The following is a 16,477-nucleotide window of genomic DNA, read 5'->3' on the forward strand; positions in this document are numbered from 1 at the left end:
GGCACATCCGAGGAAACGGGACGGCCGCGCGGACGACAGCGGGTCCAGCCGGTGGACTTCAGAGCAGCGCGAGTTTCCGCGCCGTCAGGGCGCGGTGTCGCCGACTCGGGGCAGCCACCGGGGGACCGGTGGCTAGGGTCTGTCCGCCTCTGTCACAGTGGTCACGAATCACACCCTACTGCGAGAACGGATATCAAACCGGGCGGAGGTGGTACCTCGTTGGCCGGCCACAGCTTCGGTAGTACGCCCGGCACTCCATTGGCGCTGTGTGCGGCGGTGCCCGGGTGGTTGCGGTTGCGGTACGTTCCGGCGGAAGTAGTCGAGCCATCGTCTTCGGCTTTCCTACGGCGCAAGATCCAATACTGCTGTCCCGGTACCGAAGTCGGTCGGGACCGAGGTGTGATCGTGCACGATGAGCCACCTGCCGCCGATCTTCTGGAAACAGGCCGTCCAGCGGAACCAGAAGTCGGTCTTCTGCCCGTCTGCCATGGTGCCCATCATCCGGTTCAGGCTCCGGCTGAAGGCCATGTCGTCGCCCACGGTGATCACCAGATCGCGTATCTCGAAATCGATCGGTCCGATGAAACCGTCGAACGTGTCCTCCCATGGCTTTCGAATCGCGAAAGCGCCTTGTCGCCAAAGTGATTCGCAGAGGATGCCTATACTGATCGAGCATCACGCGAGTCCCGAACGATGACTGTCCGACATCGCAGCAACAGGAGGGCCACCGCTTTGACGAACGACGATATCCTCGACCGTAAGTTGACTCGACGTTTCCAGACGTTCGATGTCGACAACAACGGTCGAATCGAACGCCGGGATTTCGAAAACTCGGCCATCCGCCTCGCCGACGAGTTCGGCCGTGCCCCAGGCGCGCCCGCACGTGAGCGACTGCTCGAATTGAGTCTCGGACTGTGGGAGCGGTTGGTGTCGGCCGCCGACGCCGACAGTGACGGAACTATCGACCTCGGCGAGTACAAGCGGGCGTTCACCGCAGGTCTGCTCGTCACCGAGGAGTCCTTCGAAGCGGGGTACCGACCGTTCCTGGAAGCGATCATGGCGGTGGCCGACACCGACGGCGACGGGCAGCTGAATCTCGACGAGTACATTCGCTGGACGGGTGCGTTGATGAACCTGCCCGAATCCGATGCCCGCGCAGTGCATCCGCGTCTGGATACCGACGGCGACGGTCTGGTCGGCACCGACGAGATCCTGCAGGCGATCCGCGGCTACTACTTCGACGAGTCGCTTGACGGCCCCGGCGGTTGGCTGCTCGGTTCGCTGCCGAATTGAACTGATCCGTTCCGGCCATGCCACCAGCCGCTGTTCGGGTGACGGTTCCGAATGTCATATCTATGGTGCAGCAGGCGAGTGGCGGGTGTGATTCTCGCCGGTTGTGCGGGCTTGGATCTCGTTGTCGGCGAATGCCGCTACAAGGCGGGCAGTCGTCGCGATCACCTCGTCGCGTACGTGCCTGTCTTCGAGTACGGCGGCGCGTAGGACTATGCCGAAACACGCACTGATGATGGTGATGGTCAGTACGTCGTATTCGTCGTCGGCGCCGGGTCCGAGGATCTGGATGATCTGCATTTTGACCAGCAGTCGCAGGCGTACTTCGAGCTCGGGCATGCCGCTGCTGTAGAAGTCCAACCCGGCTATCAGTGCGCGTACGAGTGGGACGTCGGTGACCATCTCGTCGACGATGGCTTCCAAGACGCCCGAAACCAGTTGCTGCACGGGAGTGTCCGAGAGGTCGTGGGCACGTTCGGTGAATCGTCGTTCGATGTTGTTCTGGATACGGGTGAGTAGTTCTTCGACGATCGTTGCTCGGTCGGGGAAGTATCGGTAGACGGTTCCGATGCTCACCCCGGCGGCAGCGGCGATGCGGTTGGTGGAGGTATCGGTGATGCCGCGTTCGCCGAACAGTGCCGCGGCGGCATCGAGTATGTCCTCGCGTGTTGCCTTGGCACGGTCCTGAGTGGGGCGCCGTCGGTTGGTCGATTTGGGCGGCACCCACACCCTCCTCGAGTCCAGCCGCGATCTCAGCGTCGGCAAGTCTAGTTACGGCGGCGATTGCCTGAAATGGGGCGAGGACCGAAATCCACGCGGCCGGACGGTGGCCGGTCACGACGCATGAACGGCGTTGTCGGTTCGGGCATTTGGGGCCCATCCGCTGCGGGTGACTGATCGCGCAGCGCCGAGCGCAGCCATTGATGGGCGGGGTCGGCGCGGTGGGAGGGCTGCCACCTGAAGGCTTCCACCAAGAAGATCCCAGGGCACGGCAGGACCCGGATCTGCTTGTATCCACGTCACGCGTCTCGCCGCGCCTGGAACCGGGTAGTCCCGCCCGATACCGTCGACCGGGTTACACGGCGACCCGATCTCGGCCCAACCCCTGACCGCTCATCCGCCGAGGGTGTCGGTGAGCGTGCCGATCGCGTAGGTCACCGCCATGGCAAGCGCACCGCCGACGACGACCCGTAGCACTGCTCTGCCTCGCGCGCTTCCGCCGAGTCGCGCGCTCAGCGACCCGGTGAGCGCGAGCGCTACGAGTACCGCCACGAAGGTCACCGGCACCCGCCACTGTGCCGGCGGCAACACGATCGCCAGCAGCGGGAGCAGCGCTCCGCAGGTGAACGCGATCGCCGAGGAGCCGGCGGCGGCCCATGGATTGGTGAGTTCGTCCGGGTCGAGTTTGAGTTCGGCTTCGGCGTGGGCGGTGAAGGCGTCGTGGGCGGTCAGTTCCTCGGCCACCTGGCGCGCGGTCGCCGGGCTCAGGCCCTTGGCCTGGTAGATCTCGGTGAGCTCGGCCAGTTCGTAGTCGGGGAAGGCGGCCAGTTCCCGTCGTTCCTTGGCCAGCAGCGCTTTCTCGGAATCGCGTTGAGTGCTCACCGATACGTACTCACCGGCCGCCATGGAGATCGCGCCCGCGACGAGCCCGGCCACGCCCGCCGCGAGGATCGTCGTGCTGTCGTTCGTCGTCGCCGCGACACCGACCACCAGACCGGCGGTGGAGACGATGCCGTCGTTGGCGCCGAGTACCCCGGCGCGCAGCCAGTTCAGCCGGGAGGCCAGGCCCTCGGTATGGGGTTCGTGCGGATGGGTGTCGGTCGGCGATTCCTGCACCCGATCAGCCTAAACGAGCTCGTCGCACCGCTGGTTCACGAAGACCTCGACGTAGCCGGCGCATCGGCGTGTCTAGGCTGTCGAGTATGACGAAGTCGGGGGTGTCGTCGGAGGCGGTCGAGATATCGCGAACATGGCAGTACGCCATGCGCGCGACAACTGTGGCGTCGTGCTTCGGGACTGCGGTGTTGCTGTTCGAGGTGGTCACCGACTACACCTTGACGGCTCTGCTGCTGGCAGGTGCCGTTCTGCTCGCAGCCGGGGTGGCGTGGATGGTTCTCGCGCCGATCGGTTGCGCGAAGTATCGCGAGTTCCGGGCAGTCATGATCGCTCCGATCGTGGTGGGAATCGGTGTCGCGCTGGTGTTTTCGGGGGTACCGGACCGGCTCGCCTGGTGGCTGTCCGCAGACTCGTTCACGCGTGCCGCGCAGGTGTGCGCGAAGGGTGATGCGGCCTGGTTCGGTGTGATGCACGTCGACGGCATCTATCCATACGACGGCGGGTGCCTCTTCGCGATCTACCCGACCGACGGCGGCGTCGCCTACTTCGCTCCCGGATCGACACCGCCGAGCGGACCGCCGCGCCCCTACGCACACGTGTACGACCGCTTCGCCCCGAACTGGTACCACTTCAGCACACCGATCGTGCACGACTGACTTCGTCCGCTACCTGTCCATGCGAATTCCGCCGGACCCCCGGCCATCTCGGCCGCGCGGTAAGGCAGGCGCCGACTACGACCTCGAATTGTCGGATGCACCCCCTGATGCCAGGCACACCGCCATCCGGGACGAGGCGAAACCCGTCGAGATCCTCTGGGCCTGGCTCGAAGGTGATCGCGCAGCGGTCGACGCCCTGGACTGGGGTCCGCTCGAACAACCATGACAGGCGGGCCGACGAGCAAGGGGTTCGCGAGATACGTGTGGCGGTCCGGTGGTCTCAGGAGGGGCTTGTCACCGGGTACCGTTGGGCGGTGAATCCAGCCGACGCGCGACTCCTCAAAGACGGTGACCTCGAGACTCGCGAGGAAAACCTGCGGCAGCTGCTGCTGCGAACCGAGGAGGGCGACGCATCGGCGGCGGAAGCTCTGCGTGCGCTCGTGCGGGACTATCCCGACTACCACCGGACGCTGTACAGCCGGGCGCTGAATCGGGCTGGACTCTTCGGCGACGACACGCTGCGCGAGCCGCTGCTCGCCTCGCTTGCCGACACCCGCTACAACTGCCAGGCATGGGCGGCGATGGGCTGTGCCGCCCTCGGCTTCCACGACGCGGTCCCGGGCCTGGTCGCGATGCTCGACCACCCGCAGGACATAGCCCGCGACCAGGCGATCGTCGCGCTGGGTGTGCTCGGCGACGAATCGGTGGTTCCGGCCCTCGTGCCCCTGCTGGGGGACTCGAACAGCGGTATGCGCGAGCGTGCCGCCGAAGCCCTCGGCATGATCGGTGGCGATGCGGCGCTTGCCGCCCTCTGGGACGAGTTCGAGAACCGCCGCTACTACCGCATCGGCTACATCGCCAGCGCACTGTCGGTATTCGCGCCGGACATCATTCCGCGACTGATCGAAGCGGCTTCGAGCGAGGACGCCGACCAGCGCTACTGGGCGGCCGTCGCCCTCGGCTCGACCGGCGACGACAGCGCGGTGCCGGCACTGGAACGGCTGATGGCCACCGACCGCGGCTCGACGGTGTTCGACGGCATGGTGAGTGTCGCCGCGAAGAAGGGGCTGCGCACACTGCGCCGCATCCAGGCCGCGATCGCCGCCCGCGAATCCTGATCGACGGCACGTCGGCACCGGTGGCGCAGGCCCCCGCGCTGTTTTCCTCCTCGCGAGCAGGTCAGTTCGGCGCAGACCGCGGCAGGTGCGGGTCCATCCAGCGCAGCATCCGATCCACCGAATCCGCGCAGTCACCGTGCGCCCCCGACTCGGCCCATCCGATCAGCGCGGCGAAGGTAGCGGACTGGTAGGCGGTCGCCATGGCCCGGCAGATCGCAGCGGGGGAGTTCGGCAGCCGATCGGCGAGGTAGGCCGAGAGCGTATCGATCCACGGTCGATAGATCCGTGGTGCGGTCGCGGCGAGTTCCGGCTCCGACGAGATCAGCCGCAGCCAATCCGGCGCCAGCTCTTGGATCCGCGGATCGCGCGACACCGACTCGACGATCGCGGTCCTGACCACCACCGCGGGCGACTCCTCGGCGGCGGCCCCGGCGAGTGTCGCGCGCAGCCGCTCCGTCGCCGGTGCGACACCGATCCAGGCGATATCGGAGCGGGACGAGAAGTGCCGCAACAGGGTTCGTGTGCTCACGCCCGTGGCCTCGGCGAGCTCGTTCCAGCCGGTGGCGGCGAACCCGCGCTCGGTCCACAACCGCAGCGCACCGGCGGACACGGCCGCGGTGTCCAGCACGGAGGGACGGCCGGGACGGCGGGCAGGCTGGGTCACGGCGAAAGCCAAACAGTTTTGGCGAAGTGTGTCAATATCGGTGGGCCGTCACCGAAACAGGAGAAAAGTATGGATTTCGTCAACTCGTCCGCGATCGTCACGGGCGGCGCGTCGGGCCTCGGCTTGGCGACCGTGCAGGAACTGCACGCCAAGGGCGCCAAGGTCGTCATCGTCGACCTGCCCTCGTCCAACGGCGCGGCCATCGCCAAGGAACTCGGCGATGGCGCGGCTTTCGCGGCCGCGGATGTGACCGATGAATCGGCGGTGGTCGCGGCGCTCGATGTCGCCGAATCGCTGGCCCCGCTGCGGATCGCCGTGAACTGCGCCGGAATCGGCAACGCGATCAAGACGGTCGGCAAGAAGGGCGCCTTCCCGCTCGCCGACTTCACCAAGGTGATCAACGTGAACCTCGTCGGCACCTTCAATGTGATCCGGCTGGCCGCCGAACGCATGTCGGCCACCGAACCTGTCGGTGAGGAGCGCGGCGTCATCATCAACACCGCCTCGGTCGCCGCCTACGACGGCCAGATCGGCCAGGCCGCCTACTCGGCGTCCAAGGGCGGCATCGTCGGCCTGACCCTGCCGGTCGCGCGCGACCTGGCGAGCTTCAAGATCCGCGTCGTCACCATCGCACCCGGCCTGTTCCGCACGCCGCTGTTCGAGACGCTGCCCGAGGAGGCCTTGCAGTCCCTCGGCGCCCAGGTCCCGCACCCCTCCCGCCTCGGTCAGCCGACCGAGTTCGCCGCACTGGCCCGCCACATCGTGGAGAACCCGATGCTCAACGGCGAAACCATCCGCCTCGACGGCGCCATCCGAATGGCCCCGCGCTGAGTCGCACTGTGCCACACGGCATCCGGCCGCGACGTTTGCGTGGCCGGATGCGGTCGTCTTGATGTTGTTCAGCGAAAGTGGGCTGTCATCTGTCCGTTATCACAACGTTGTGCACTCGAAGCCGGTTGCTATGGTGAGGGCGCAAGAGTGTTCGTTCGGATGAAGGAAGACAATGGGAAGCACTGTCCTCGACGTCATCGCTTTGGTGACGAACCGCGCTGCGGAGTTCTGGAACTGGATGGCGACCGGATCGTCGGGGTTCCCGCCGCTGTGATCGGCTGACACCATATTTGTCCGCGAAACCTCCGAACGCCCCTGGGTTTTCGGGGGTTTCGTGGTTTCCGGGGCGGGGCCGGTGCCGGGTTCGTGTCGTACCCCGGCGCTACCGTTGGCGCACAACCCGAGTCGAGGAGGGTGACGATGACCGACAGTATCGAGGGTGCCAGGGAACGGGCGAGGCGCCCGGAGGATCTGAGCAGACTGGTGGTCGAACGGTTGAACGCCGGCGATGTGGACGGCCTGGTCGAGCTCTACGAGAGCGACGCGGTGCTCGCGTTGCCCGACGGTGTGGTCGCCACCGGGGTCGAGGAGATCAGGGCCGCCTACGCCCGGCTCGTCGCCGACCGCCCGGTGTTCCAGCCGGGCCCGCAGGCACCGGCATTACGCGCGGGCGATCTCGCGCTCACGTCCTCCCGCCTGCCCGGCGGTACCGGGGCGACCGTCGAAGTGGCCCGTAGACAGCCCGACGGGACGTGGCGCTGGATCCTCGATCAACCCAACGTACTCGGATGAGCATGGCGCACAACGGTTTCCGATGCGTCAGTTCTGGTTCAGGCCGGTGGAGAGCACGACGACGACCTTCTGGTCGGTGACCTCGCTGACGCGCACGTCCATCCCTTGCGCGGGCTGTGATTCCCCGGCGGGCACGGTCACTTCCTGACCGCCGATGCGCAGGGTGACGATGTTGCCGTTCACGGCGACGAGTTCGGCGTCGATGCCGAGTACCGACGCCTTGGCGTTCACGCCTCGGTCGAAGGTCACGGTGCAACCGCTGACGGTGCATTCGGAGGTGGTTCCTGGCCCGGTGACGGTACAGGCGGTGGCGGAGAGGGGGAGCAGCAGGGCGAACGCGAGGAGCGTGATCCGCCGTCGAACAGACATGCGATGAGTGTAATCGGGATTCGAACCGGCAACGGATCGGTCTCGTCGGGTTGGTCCGTGATCTCGGCGGGGTAGTTCTTGACCGAGAGGTAGCCAGGCATCGCAGGCGGAGGTGCGACACATGGACATGAGCGCGATGACGACGGCGAGTCGCTGGTGGTGGCGGCCGGGGTGGACCCCGGGCCGTTCCTTCTACGACTGGCAGGTGATGCCGACGCAGCCCGTCGCCGACAAGCTCGTGGAGATCTTCGCCCCTACTGTGGCGCGGGTGCCCGGCCTCGAACAAGTCGACGCGCCGCGTCTGCGGGTGGAAGTGCAGGGTGTGGGCTTCGTCGACGGGGTGAAGGGCGTCGATCTGGCCCGTCTGGTCGAGGGTTCGCGCATCCTGCTCGCCGAGCACGCGCCGTTTCCCATCACCTTCGGCCCGCCGGTGGTCGCCGCCGACGGGGTGCGATTACCCATCGCGTTACCCGAGGAGTTGCTGCGCGTCCGTGAGGATCTCACCCGCGCGTTGACCGATGTCTGGATCCGCGAGCGCGTGCCCGAATTCGGTGAGCCGTTGCTCCCGTACCTGGCGCTGGCCTACACGAAGACACCGGTGCCGGTGGGCGAGATCGAGGCCGCGCTCGCCGCCGACGGATTCGCCGACTTCACCCTCGACGACACGGTGTCGTCGCTGTCGCTGGTCGAGTTGGTGTGTGAGAACGGTCGATACGACTGGTCGGAAGTGGTGTCCGCCGAGTTGCTGCGCGACCCGCATCCGCTGCTCGAACGCCTCGGTGCGGGAACCGCGCTGGCCGGTTCGCCCCGCTAGTCCTCGGTCGGCCTGACGTCGGGTGGCGTCAGGCGGACGACACCGGCGTCGAGGTCGAGATCGAGGTGGGGTTCGCGTGCCTGGCCGTCGCTGTCACCGCTGCCTTCGTGCTGCAGCTTCTTGCCAGGAAACATTTCACCCATGATGCCCACGCCCCCACGATAGTCGCGGTAACCACCAGTTCGCCGGTCCCATGAGCTGGACCAGGGCGGGAACCAGCAGCATGCGCACCAGGGTGGCATCGAGGATCAGGGCGATGATCATGCCGATGCCGAGCAGCCGCATGGGCGTGAGGGGTGACAGCGCGAACGCGCCGGTGACCAGAACCAGCAGCACGGCGGCGGCGGTGATGACCCGGGCCGTCCGCACGGTCCCGACGCGCACCGCCGTCGCCGTGTCCGCGCCCGCACGGTGGGCCTCGGCCATTCGCGACAGCAGGAACACCTCGTAATCGGTGGACAACCCGAAAACCACCGCGATGATGAGCACCGTCATGCCTGCCGGGAGCGGTCCGTGGCTGATGCCGAGCAGGCTCGCACCGTGACCGCCGACGAAGATCCAGGTGAGCACCCCGAAGGTGGCGGCCAGGCTGAGAAACGCCATGGCCACGGCTTTGAGCGGCAGGACCACCGAGCGGAACGCCACGGTGAGCAGCACCATCGTGACCAGCACCATCACGGCGATCATCAGCGGCAGCCGGTCCAGCGTCGCGTCCACGCTGTCGAGGGTGGCCGCGGTGTCACCGCCCACCTCGACCGTGGTGGCACCCGGTGCGGGTAGTGCGCGGATGGCGCGGACGGCGGCGGTGGCCTGCTCGCTGCGGTCGGCGTGGGTGAGGAAGACGTGCAGGACGACGAAGTCGTCGTCGCGTCCCACCTGGACGACATCGTCGACACCCGCAACGTCACCGATCGCGTCGAGCACGCCCGACACGGCCGCCGATTGCGGTGGGCCGTCGAGACCGCGCAGCAGCACCGTCGCCCCGCTCGCGGCCGCGGGGAACTGAGCGGTGAGCTCATCGACCGTGTGGCGCATCGGACTGTCGGCGGGCAACGCGCGGTGGTCGATCTCGCCGAGTCGGATACCGGCCAGCGGTGCGGCGAGGACGAGCAGGACCGCGCCGACGGCGATCGTCACCGTTCCCGGCCTGCGCAGCACCGCGTCGACCACCCGGCCCCAGAAGTGTTCGGTGCGTGTGGTCGGTTTCGCGCGTCCGATGCGGGCGCCGAAAAGCACGAGCAATGCCGGCAGCACCGTGAGCGACAGGCCCGCCGCCAACGCGACGGCCGCCACCGCGCCGATACCGAGTGAGCGGAGCACGGCCTGCGGGAAGACGAAGGTGCCCGCGAACGCGCAGATCAGCAGCGCCGCCGACACGGCGACCGTGCGCCCGGCACTGGCCATCGTCCGGTCGACCGCGCCGCCGATATCCCCGCCCGCACCGTATTCCTCCCGGAACCGGTTCACCAGGAACAGCCCGTAGTCGATGGCCATGCCGAGCCCCAGCAGGGACGCGATATTGACCGCGAAGGTGGTGACCTCGGTGACCTCGGTCAGCAACCGGATGGCGCCGAGCGCACCACCGACGGCGAGCATGCCGACCACCACCGGCAACGCGCCCGCCGCGATGCCCCCGAACACCAGGACGAGAACCAGCAGTGTCAACGGCAGCGAAATCGACTCGGCCACAACGAGATCACGCTGGGACCGGTCGATGATCTCGGCATTGAGGGCGCTGTAGCCCGACAGCCGGGTTTCGACACCGGGCACGCGCAGCGCCTCGGCGACGGCGGGATACGCGGCGATGCGGGCGGTGTCGTCACCGGCGGTGTACACCACGGCCACCGCGTGCCTGCGGTCCTCGGACACCAGGAAGTTCTTGCGCGGCACCACCGCCGACCAGTAACTCTCCACGGGCCGGGCGAGCAGCGCCGGGTCGACGCGGTCGAGGGCGGCGCGCACCTGCGGGCCGATCTCGTCGATCGTGCGACCCTCGGGTGCGGTGTAGAGCGCGACCACGTCGGGGCTCTGCGGGCCGAGCTGTTCGGTGACGAAGCGGTCGACCAAGGCGGATTCACTGCCGCCGTCGACGAACCCGCCCGCGCTGAGGCGTTCGGTCACCGTCGCACCGTATGCGGCGCACAACCCGATGAACACCACGACCACGGCGAGGACGGTGCGCGGCCGGGCCGTGACGAACCGGGCGAGTGTGGTCACCGCGCCGAATCCACCACGGGTAGTTCGGCTTCCAACATCGTGACGATCCGGTCGAGCAGGGCTTCGAGCCGTGCTTCGATTCCGGCGCCGTTGCGGGCCGACACGGTGAGCTCGGTGTGGCCGTCGAATTCGGTGAGGCCGAACAGCAACGGCATGGCGACGCTGTGCTGGGGGAGCACGAACAGTCCGGTGGGCCGGAAGCCGGGGACCGCGAGGTCGTCGGAGGTGAATCGGCCCATGTGGGAGACGGTCGCCGAGGCCAGGTTGCGGCCCAGCCGCGCGCCGAGCCAGTTCGTCGTCCGCAGCACACCCCGATTGACCGGGTCAGGGACCAGGGTGATGCGGGTATTGGCCAGCTGATTCAGTTCCCGCCGCTGCGCGAGCCCGGCTTTGATGTCGTCTTTGATCTGCGTCCAGTCCTGGCCCGGTGCGATGTCGAGGAACAGCGGCAGCGCGAGGTTGGCGGTCGAGCGCAGCGCCGGATCGTGACGGCGCAGGTCGACGGGCATCATGATCCGCGAAGTTCCCGGAGTTTCGGCGGCCAGCAGGGCGCAGACGCGTGCCAGCGCACCGGGTCCGGCGGCCTGCACGCGCCGGTGCCGCAACAGATGCCGGGCGGTGCCGCGCCGCTGCCTGCCGCGCCCCACCGCGCTGCGGTAGCGCGGAATCATCGGGGTCGGCTTGCCCGGCGCACCGACCCGATCGACGAGTTGCTGATCGGCCACCGGGGCCGGCTGGGGTACAGGGTCGTCGCCACGCAGCGCGCGCAGCACATTGGTCGCCCACAGCACCATGCCCATACCGTCCATCACGCCGTGGAAGACGCGGAATACCAGGGTCGGTGTATTTGCGGTGAGCAGCAGGACCTCGACGGTGGCATCCGCGGTCGGCCCGATATCGCCGGTGAGGACCGGATCGGATTCCAATGCGGGATAACCGAATTCGTGGCCATCCACCACCCGGACGGCGGGGACGATGCCGCTGTCCACCCAGATGTCGCCCTGCCTGCGCAGCCGCGCGCCCGGTGTGACTTCGGCCGCCGCGGCAACCGCGGTGCGCAACCGCTGCGGGTCGATCGCGCCCACACCCGGCACGACGAGCTGCATGAGGAAGGGCGGGGCGAGGGTGCGCATGGGGAAGTACATGCGTTCGGTGGTCGTCACGGGCCGACGGAAGACGGTGTCGCCGTTCATGATTGCCTCTCGGAGTGTTACCGCAGGTGCCCGGCGAGCGACTCGATGCCGCCCTGGGCCTCGAGCCAGACCAAGAAGGTGGACAGGCCTGTGTCGCGGTCGACGACGGGGTGGTAGCCCAGGTCGGCGCGGGCCGCGCCGGTGTCGTAGGTGGCGGTGCGGGTCATCAGGGCGACGGCGTAGCGCGACAGCGGCGGCGACCAGCGCCGTGCCACGGCCGGAATCCGCCACACCGCCTCGATGGCCGCGACAACGGCGGCGAGGACACGCGGATTCGGCCTGCGCGTCGGCCGCTGGAGGCCGAGCCCCTCGGCGACCTCGCCGAGAAACCCCCACACATCGGTCTTCTCGGCATCGGCGATGAAATACGCCTTGCCACCGATGTTCTGGGCACTCAGCGCGAGCAGGCAGGCGTGGACGATGTTGTCCACGTGGCACAGCGACGCCTCGATTGTCCGGCCGTACGACAGGTCGGGCAGGGCGCCGTCGGCAGTGCGGGCGAGCAACCGCACGATCGGGCCCGACCGGTCACCGGCACCCCAGATCGCGCGCGGACGCAACGCCACGGTGCTGAATTCGGTGGTGTTCGCGGCGAGCACGGCCTGTTCGGCCGTCGCCTTGGTCTCGGAATAGTGATTGAGGTAGCGGCGCGGATAGGGCAGCGATTCGTCGACGTCGATCTGGTCGCCGCCGTCACGGTCCATCAGGGCACTGGGGCTGGAGATGAACACGAATCGGTGTGCACCGCCGCGACGGGCGGCCTCGAGCAGCAGTTCGGTGGCGCGCACGTTCTCCACCCAGAACTGGGCCCGGGTGCCGCGTTCGTCGACGCGGGCCGCGCTGTGGATCACCGCGTCCACCCCGTCGGCGGCGCGGCGCAGCGAGTCGGCGTCGGTCAGGTCGCCTTCGACGATCGTGACGGCCGCGCGTGCGGTGCCGAGGTCGTCGAGCACGCTGGTGCGCCGCACCAGGATCGACACGTCGTGTGTGCCGTCGGCCACCAGGGCGCGCACGATGGCGCCGCCGAGGAATCCGGACGCGCCGGTGACGAGGATCTTCATGAGTTCAGCTTCTTCGTTGCCCAACGGGCGAGTTCTTCGCGGCCGATCTTGGCGTTGTGCCGGATGTCGACCGGGAAACCGGGGTGGATGAGGAAATCGGTGATCGGTACGGCGGTGTCGAACGCGGCGGCACGGTCGCGCAGGCGCAGGTCGACGGCCACCGCATCGGCACCCGGCTCCAGTTCTACACACAGCACCGGCCGGTGCGCACCGGGTTGGCCGACACCGACCAGCGCCGTGCGCGAAACGCCACGTACCGCGTTGAAGACCTGCTCGACCTGCACGGTGAACATCGGTCCCGCGGCGGTGCTCAACCGCTGACTCTTGCGACCGCAGAACCACACGCGGCCCTGCTCGTCGATCCAGCCCAGGTCACCGGTGCGGTGCCAGACGCGGTCACCGTCGTGGATCTTGCCCAGCGCGTTGGCCTCGGCGGGCCAGTAGTAGCGGGTGCTCACATTGGGTCCGGCGACGATGATCTCGCCGATCCGGTCGGTGGGCTCGGCGTCGGCGAGATTCGCGATCGGGGCGTCGGTGACGGCGACGAGCCGCACCTCGACATCGTCGGTGGGACGTCCGATGCAGGTGCCCTCACCGTGTGCCGCCCGTTCGACCAGGCCGTCGAGCAATTCCCGCGATTCGATCGTCGTCATCGGCAGCGCCTCGGTGGAACCGTAGCCCGCGAAGATCTCGACATCGGGACGCAAGACCTCGCGCAGTCCGGCGATGCACCACGCGGGCACCGGCGCACCTCCGGAGAAGATGCTGCCAAGGGTGTCGAGTTCGACCGGGTGCGACCGCAGGTGGGCGAGCAGCGGGATCAGCACAGCCGGGGACGCGAACATCGTGCGCACCCCGAACTTGGTGATCGCGTCGACCACATGCGCCGGATCGGTGGAACCGACCTTGCTGGGAATCAGCGGCGGCAGCACGCACCGGGAGCCGAGCAGCAAGTCGAGCACGCCGACCAGCGGCAGGGTGACCAGCGAGGACTCCGGCGGCGTGTGGCCGCGGGCGGCGTGCACCTGCTCGACCATGGCGGCGAGATTGCCGTGGGTGAGTTCGACCGCCTTGGCCGGGCCCGTGCTTCCGGTGGTGAAACCGATGATGAGCAGGTCGTCCTCGGCGGCGGGCGCACGGTCGGGCAGCAGACCCGCCGGAGTGCGGCCCCACGATTGCAGGGTGGGGCCGCCCCAGAACCAGCGGCGGCCGACCGTCAGGGTGGTGCGCACCCGGCGGAAGCTGCGCGGGAACAGCACTCGCAGCGCGTGTGCCTGCGGGATCCCGATGAACGCCTCGGCCTCGACCGCGCGCAGGCAGTGCACCATGCGGCGCACACCCATGCCCGGGTCGATCACCACCGGCACCGCACCGATCTTCAACAGCGCGAACAGGATCGCGTACAGCTCCGGGCTCGGCAGCACCAGCACGATGGTGCGGGTGCCGCTGCCGACACCGGAACTGGTCAGGTGTTCGGCGATGGCGTCGGACCACCGGTCGAGATCGTGGTAGGTGATCCGCCGATAGTCCGGCATGCCGTCGGCGGTGGTGCCGTCGGGGTAGATCACCGCCGGGCGATCGGGTTCGGTACGGGCGAATTCGCGGAAGCGGTCGATCGTGGCCCAGTAGGTCGCGGTGGTCACGCGAGGTGCTCCTCGGGCAGCCGGTAGAGGGTCGCCGCGGCCGACGGACCGGCGCCGGCACCGACGAACAGGATGTGGGTGAACCCACCGAGCGAGGCATCCTCGGTGGCGCGCGCGTAGGCCAGGGGCAGCGCGGCGGTGTGTGGGTCGCCGTCGGTGAGATCCGGTGTGCGCACGGCATTCTGGTCCAGGCCGAGGGCGTCGGCCAGGCGCTTGGGGAAGTGCGCGCTCGGGGTGGAGGCGATGAGTGCGACGCGAGCGTCCGGCGCCTCGGCCAGCGCCGCGCGACCCGCCTCGGCCGCCACCGCCAGCACCCGGTCCTCGAAATCAGGCTCGCGTTCCACCGTCATGAGGCCGCGGCCGACGGTGCCCATCGTCGCGGTGTCGACGTAGGCCTGTCCGGCCGGTGTGCCGGGTGCGGTGACGGTGTGCACGGGTCCGAAGCCCTCCGCGCCCTCGACGTGCTCGAGCAGCAACGCGGCACCGGCTGTGGCATAGGGGAATTCGGCATCCGCGCGCGAACGGGTGAGCGAGGGATGGGTGTCGCCTGCGACGATCAGCACGTGCTCGGTGCCCGTCGCCAGGTTCGCGCCCGCGACCTGCACCGCGTTGACCACGCCGGTCGCACCGTTCATCAGGTCGAAGGAGAAGGTGCGCGGGTCGTTCTTGCCGTAGTCCAGGCCGATACCCGCGGCCTTCTGGATCATCGCGGCGACGGCGGGTTCCACGGTGTTGGAATCGCGGAAGACGCCGGTGTTGATGAGCACACCGACCTGATCGGGCCGGATTCCGGCCTGCTCCAGGCAGTGACGGGCCGCGCGCCCGCTGTGCTCGACGATGCTGTGGGTGTCGGTCGACCGACTGGTACCGGTGGCTCGGATACGCACGCCCATGACGAACCTCAGACCTTCAGGGAGGAGATGGTGGTGGACAGGAAACCCGCGACAACGCCCGAGGCGGCCGGGACCATGAGAACCTTCGCGCCTGCCTCGATGCCGTCCTGTTCGAGCTGATCGTGCAGCACGATGAAATGCGAAGTAGTCGAAGTGTTTCCGTACTTCTCGATCACATTGAGGTCCGGCGGGATGGGCGCGCCGAACTCGCGGGCGGCCACCGCGTTGATGAAAGGCACGGCCGCGGCGCCGAACTGGTGGTGGATGATGTAGTCGAATTCCTCGTCGGCGAAGGTGCGGCCCTGGGCGGCGAGGAACTCGCCCTGGGCGTCGGGCCACAGCTGGAACCTGGCCTCGTTGTGCATCTTGCGGTTGTCGGTGTAGAGCGCCACACCCGAGGTCTTGTCGCTCGGCATGCCGAGGCACAGGTGGGAATGCTCTGCAGCCGTGAGCAATTCGATGTAATGGATCTTGTCGGCGTCGTCGACGGCCTGGTCGAGCACGACCGCGCATCCGGAGTCGCCCACCGAGAGCGACGCGAACTGCAGGTCGTACTTCTCGGAGATTTCGTTGACCGCGGTCTCGGCGATCGGGGTGATGGACTCCCCGCTGACCACCATTCCGTTGCGCACCACACCCGCCCGGATCATCCGGTCGAGCAGGTAGGTGCCGGTGAGCATGCCGGCGCAGGCATTGGACACGTCGAAAGTGATGGCCCGCTCGGCGCCGAGCTCCTTGGCGATGGTCGAGGCGAAGGAGGGCTCCATGTACATGCGGGTGCCCTCGTTGCTGCGGGTGATCGAGCAGGAGATGATCACCTCGAGCTCGCCCGCCCCGTAGCGTGAGCGCTCGAGACAGTCGCGGGCCGCGTTCACGGCGAGCGTGAAGGAGTCCTCGAGGCTGTCCGGACGGGTGTCGCGGAACCGGCGCTCTTTGATGCCGGTGATCTTTTCGAGGTCGAAAGCGGGCGGCGTGGCGAGCCGGGAAAGTAATTCCTCGGTCGAGACGATATTCGACGGAAGATACGCACCGATGGATTCGAAACGCGAATGCGACACGAAAACTCCTGACAGTCGAAAAGGGTCGCCGGTGACCGTGGT

General features: G+C 68.0%; 19 protein-coding genes. 7 read left to right on the top strand and 12 right to left on the bottom strand.

The window, feature by feature from the left end:
- Positions 1-342: 342 nt before the first annotated feature.
- Positions 343-669 (bottom strand): YybH family protein, encoded by a 327-nt coding sequence (locus tag LDL21_RS09545; RefSeq protein ID WP_308017129.1) that lies wholly within the window; start codon positions 667-669, stop codon positions 343-345.
- A 63-nt stretch (positions 670-732) separates the two neighbouring features.
- Here LDL21_RS09545 and LDL21_RS09550 point away from each other — a divergent pair, with 63 nt between their 5' ends.
- Positions 733-1,293 carry an EF-hand domain-containing protein gene (locus tag LDL21_RS09550; RefSeq protein WP_225279681.1) on the top strand — a complete coding sequence of 187 codons (561 nt, stop codon included), beginning with the start codon at positions 733-735 and terminating at the stop codon, positions 1,291-1,293.
- A 60-nt stretch (positions 1,294-1,353) separates the two neighbouring features.
- On the opposite strand, the gene LDL21_RS09555 is transcribed toward LDL21_RS09550, so the two are convergent.
- Together LDL21_RS09555 and LDL21_RS09560 are read right to left on the bottom strand one after the other, a co-directional pair.
- Positions 1,354-2,013 (bottom strand): TetR/AcrR family transcriptional regulator, encoded by a 660-nt coding sequence (locus LDL21_RS09555; protein ID WP_225279682.1) that lies wholly within the window; start codon positions 2,011-2,013, stop codon positions 1,354-1,356.
- Between the two features lie 390 nt (positions 2,014-2,403).
- Positions 2,404-3,126 (bottom strand): VIT1/CCC1 transporter family protein, encoded by a 723-nt coding sequence (locus LDL21_RS09560; protein WP_225279683.1) that lies wholly within the window; start codon positions 3,124-3,126, stop codon positions 2,404-2,406.
- An 86-nt stretch (positions 3,127-3,212) separates the two neighbouring features.
- On the opposite strand from LDL21_RS09560, the gene LDL21_RS09565 reads away from it, so the two are divergent.
- The 3 genes from LDL21_RS09565 (at position 3,213) to LDL21_RS09575 (ending at position 4,900) form a co-directional block, all read left to right on the top strand.
- Positions 3,213-3,782 (top strand): hypothetical protein, encoded by a 570-nt coding sequence (locus LDL21_RS09565; protein ID WP_225279684.1) that lies wholly within the window; start codon positions 3,213-3,215, stop codon positions 3,780-3,782.
- 19 nt (positions 3,783-3,801) lie between these two features.
- The gene (locus LDL21_RS09570) at positions 3,802-4,008 is read left to right on the top strand and encodes a hypothetical protein (RefSeq protein WP_225279685.1); all 207 of its coding nucleotides are present in this window, start codon (positions 3,802-3,804) and stop codon (positions 4,006-4,008) included.
- A gap of 88 nt (positions 4,009-4,096) precedes the next feature.
- Positions 4,097-4,900, top strand: coding sequence for a HEAT repeat domain-containing protein (locus LDL21_RS09575; RefSeq protein WP_225279686.1), 804 nt, complete (start codon positions 4,097-4,099; stop codon positions 4,898-4,900).
- Between the two features lie 61 nt (positions 4,901-4,961).
- Here LDL21_RS09575 and LDL21_RS09580 read toward each other — a convergent pair whose 3' ends face one another.
- Complete coding sequence (locus LDL21_RS09580; protein ID WP_225279687.1) at positions 4,962-5,564, bottom strand: TetR/AcrR family transcriptional regulator; 603 nt, start codon at positions 5,562-5,564, stop codon at positions 4,962-4,964.
- 69 nt (positions 5,565-5,633) lie between these two features.
- Between LDL21_RS09580 and LDL21_RS09585 the strand changes: the two genes are divergently transcribed.
- A complete protein-coding gene (locus LDL21_RS09585) occupies positions 5,634-6,395 on the top strand; it encodes a 3-hydroxyacyl-CoA dehydrogenase (protein WP_225279688.1) in 762 nt (253 codons plus the stop codon).
- Between the two features lie 420 nt (positions 6,396-6,815).
- Positions 6,816-7,187 carry a YybH family protein gene (locus LDL21_RS09590; RefSeq protein WP_225279689.1) on the top strand — a complete coding sequence of 124 codons (372 nt, stop codon included), beginning with the start codon at positions 6,816-6,818 and terminating at the stop codon, positions 7,185-7,187.
- 27 nt (positions 7,188-7,214) lie between these two features.
- On the opposite strand, the gene LDL21_RS09595 is transcribed toward LDL21_RS09590, so the two are convergent.
- Complete coding sequence (locus LDL21_RS09595) at positions 7,215-7,556, bottom strand: hypothetical protein (protein ID WP_225279690.1); 342 nt, start codon at positions 7,554-7,556, stop codon at positions 7,215-7,217.
- 121 nt (positions 7,557-7,677) lie between these two features.
- On the opposite strand from LDL21_RS09595, the gene LDL21_RS09600 reads away from it, so the two are divergent.
- Complete coding sequence (locus tag LDL21_RS09600) at positions 7,678-8,370, top strand: 2'-5' RNA ligase family protein (protein ID WP_225279691.1); 693 nt, start codon at positions 7,678-7,680, stop codon at positions 8,368-8,370.
- On the opposite strand, the gene LDL21_RS09605 is transcribed toward LDL21_RS09600, so the two are convergent.
- The 7 genes from LDL21_RS09605 to LDL21_RS09635 are packed head-to-tail and all read right to left on the bottom strand — an operon-like array spanning position 8,367 to position 16,435.
- Entirely contained in the window at positions 8,367-8,522 is a 156-nt protein-coding gene (locus tag LDL21_RS09605) for a hypothetical protein (protein ID WP_225280356.1), read from the bottom strand. The two genes, LDL21_RS09600 and LDL21_RS09605, sit on opposite strands and share 4 nt — an antisense overlap.
- A complete protein-coding gene (locus LDL21_RS09610; protein ID WP_225279692.1) occupies positions 8,506-10,587 on the bottom strand; it encodes an MMPL family transporter in 2,082 nt (693 codons plus the stop codon). Before LDL21_RS09610 ends, LDL21_RS09605 begins: the two co-directional genes overlap by 17 nt.
- Complete coding sequence (locus LDL21_RS09615) at positions 10,584-11,780, bottom strand: peptide synthetase (protein ID WP_225279693.1); 1,197 nt, start codon at positions 11,778-11,780, stop codon at positions 10,584-10,586. The genes LDL21_RS09610 and LDL21_RS09615 overlap by 4 nt, the downstream gene beginning before the upstream one ends.
- Before the next feature lie 17 nt (positions 11,781-11,797).
- A complete protein-coding gene (locus LDL21_RS09620) occupies positions 11,798-12,841 on the bottom strand; it encodes an NAD-dependent epimerase/dehydratase family protein (RefSeq protein ID WP_225279694.1) in 1,044 nt (347 codons plus the stop codon).
- Positions 12,838-14,484 carry a fatty acid CoA ligase family protein gene (locus tag LDL21_RS09625; protein ID WP_225279695.1) on the bottom strand — a complete coding sequence of 549 codons (1,647 nt, stop codon included), beginning with the start codon at positions 14,482-14,484 and terminating at the stop codon, positions 12,838-12,840. Before LDL21_RS09625 ends, LDL21_RS09620 begins: the two co-directional genes overlap by 4 nt.
- A complete protein-coding gene (locus tag LDL21_RS09630) occupies positions 14,481-15,377 on the bottom strand; it encodes a beta-ketoacyl-[acyl-carrier-protein] synthase family protein (protein ID WP_225279696.1) in 897 nt (298 codons plus the stop codon). Before LDL21_RS09630 ends, LDL21_RS09625 begins: the two co-directional genes overlap by 4 nt.
- An 8-nt stretch (positions 15,378-15,385) precedes the next feature.
- Positions 15,386-16,435 carry a 3-oxoacyl-ACP synthase III family protein gene (locus tag LDL21_RS09635; RefSeq protein ID WP_181699662.1) on the bottom strand — a complete coding sequence of 350 codons (1,050 nt, stop codon included), beginning with the start codon at positions 16,433-16,435 and terminating at the stop codon, positions 15,386-15,388.
- Positions 16,436-16,477 lie beyond the last annotated feature (42 nt).

The organism is Nocardia rosealba (genome assembly GCF_020216065.1).
Lineage (GTDB): Bacteria > Actinomycetota > Actinomycetes > Mycobacteriales > Mycobacteriaceae > Nocardia > Nocardia rosealba.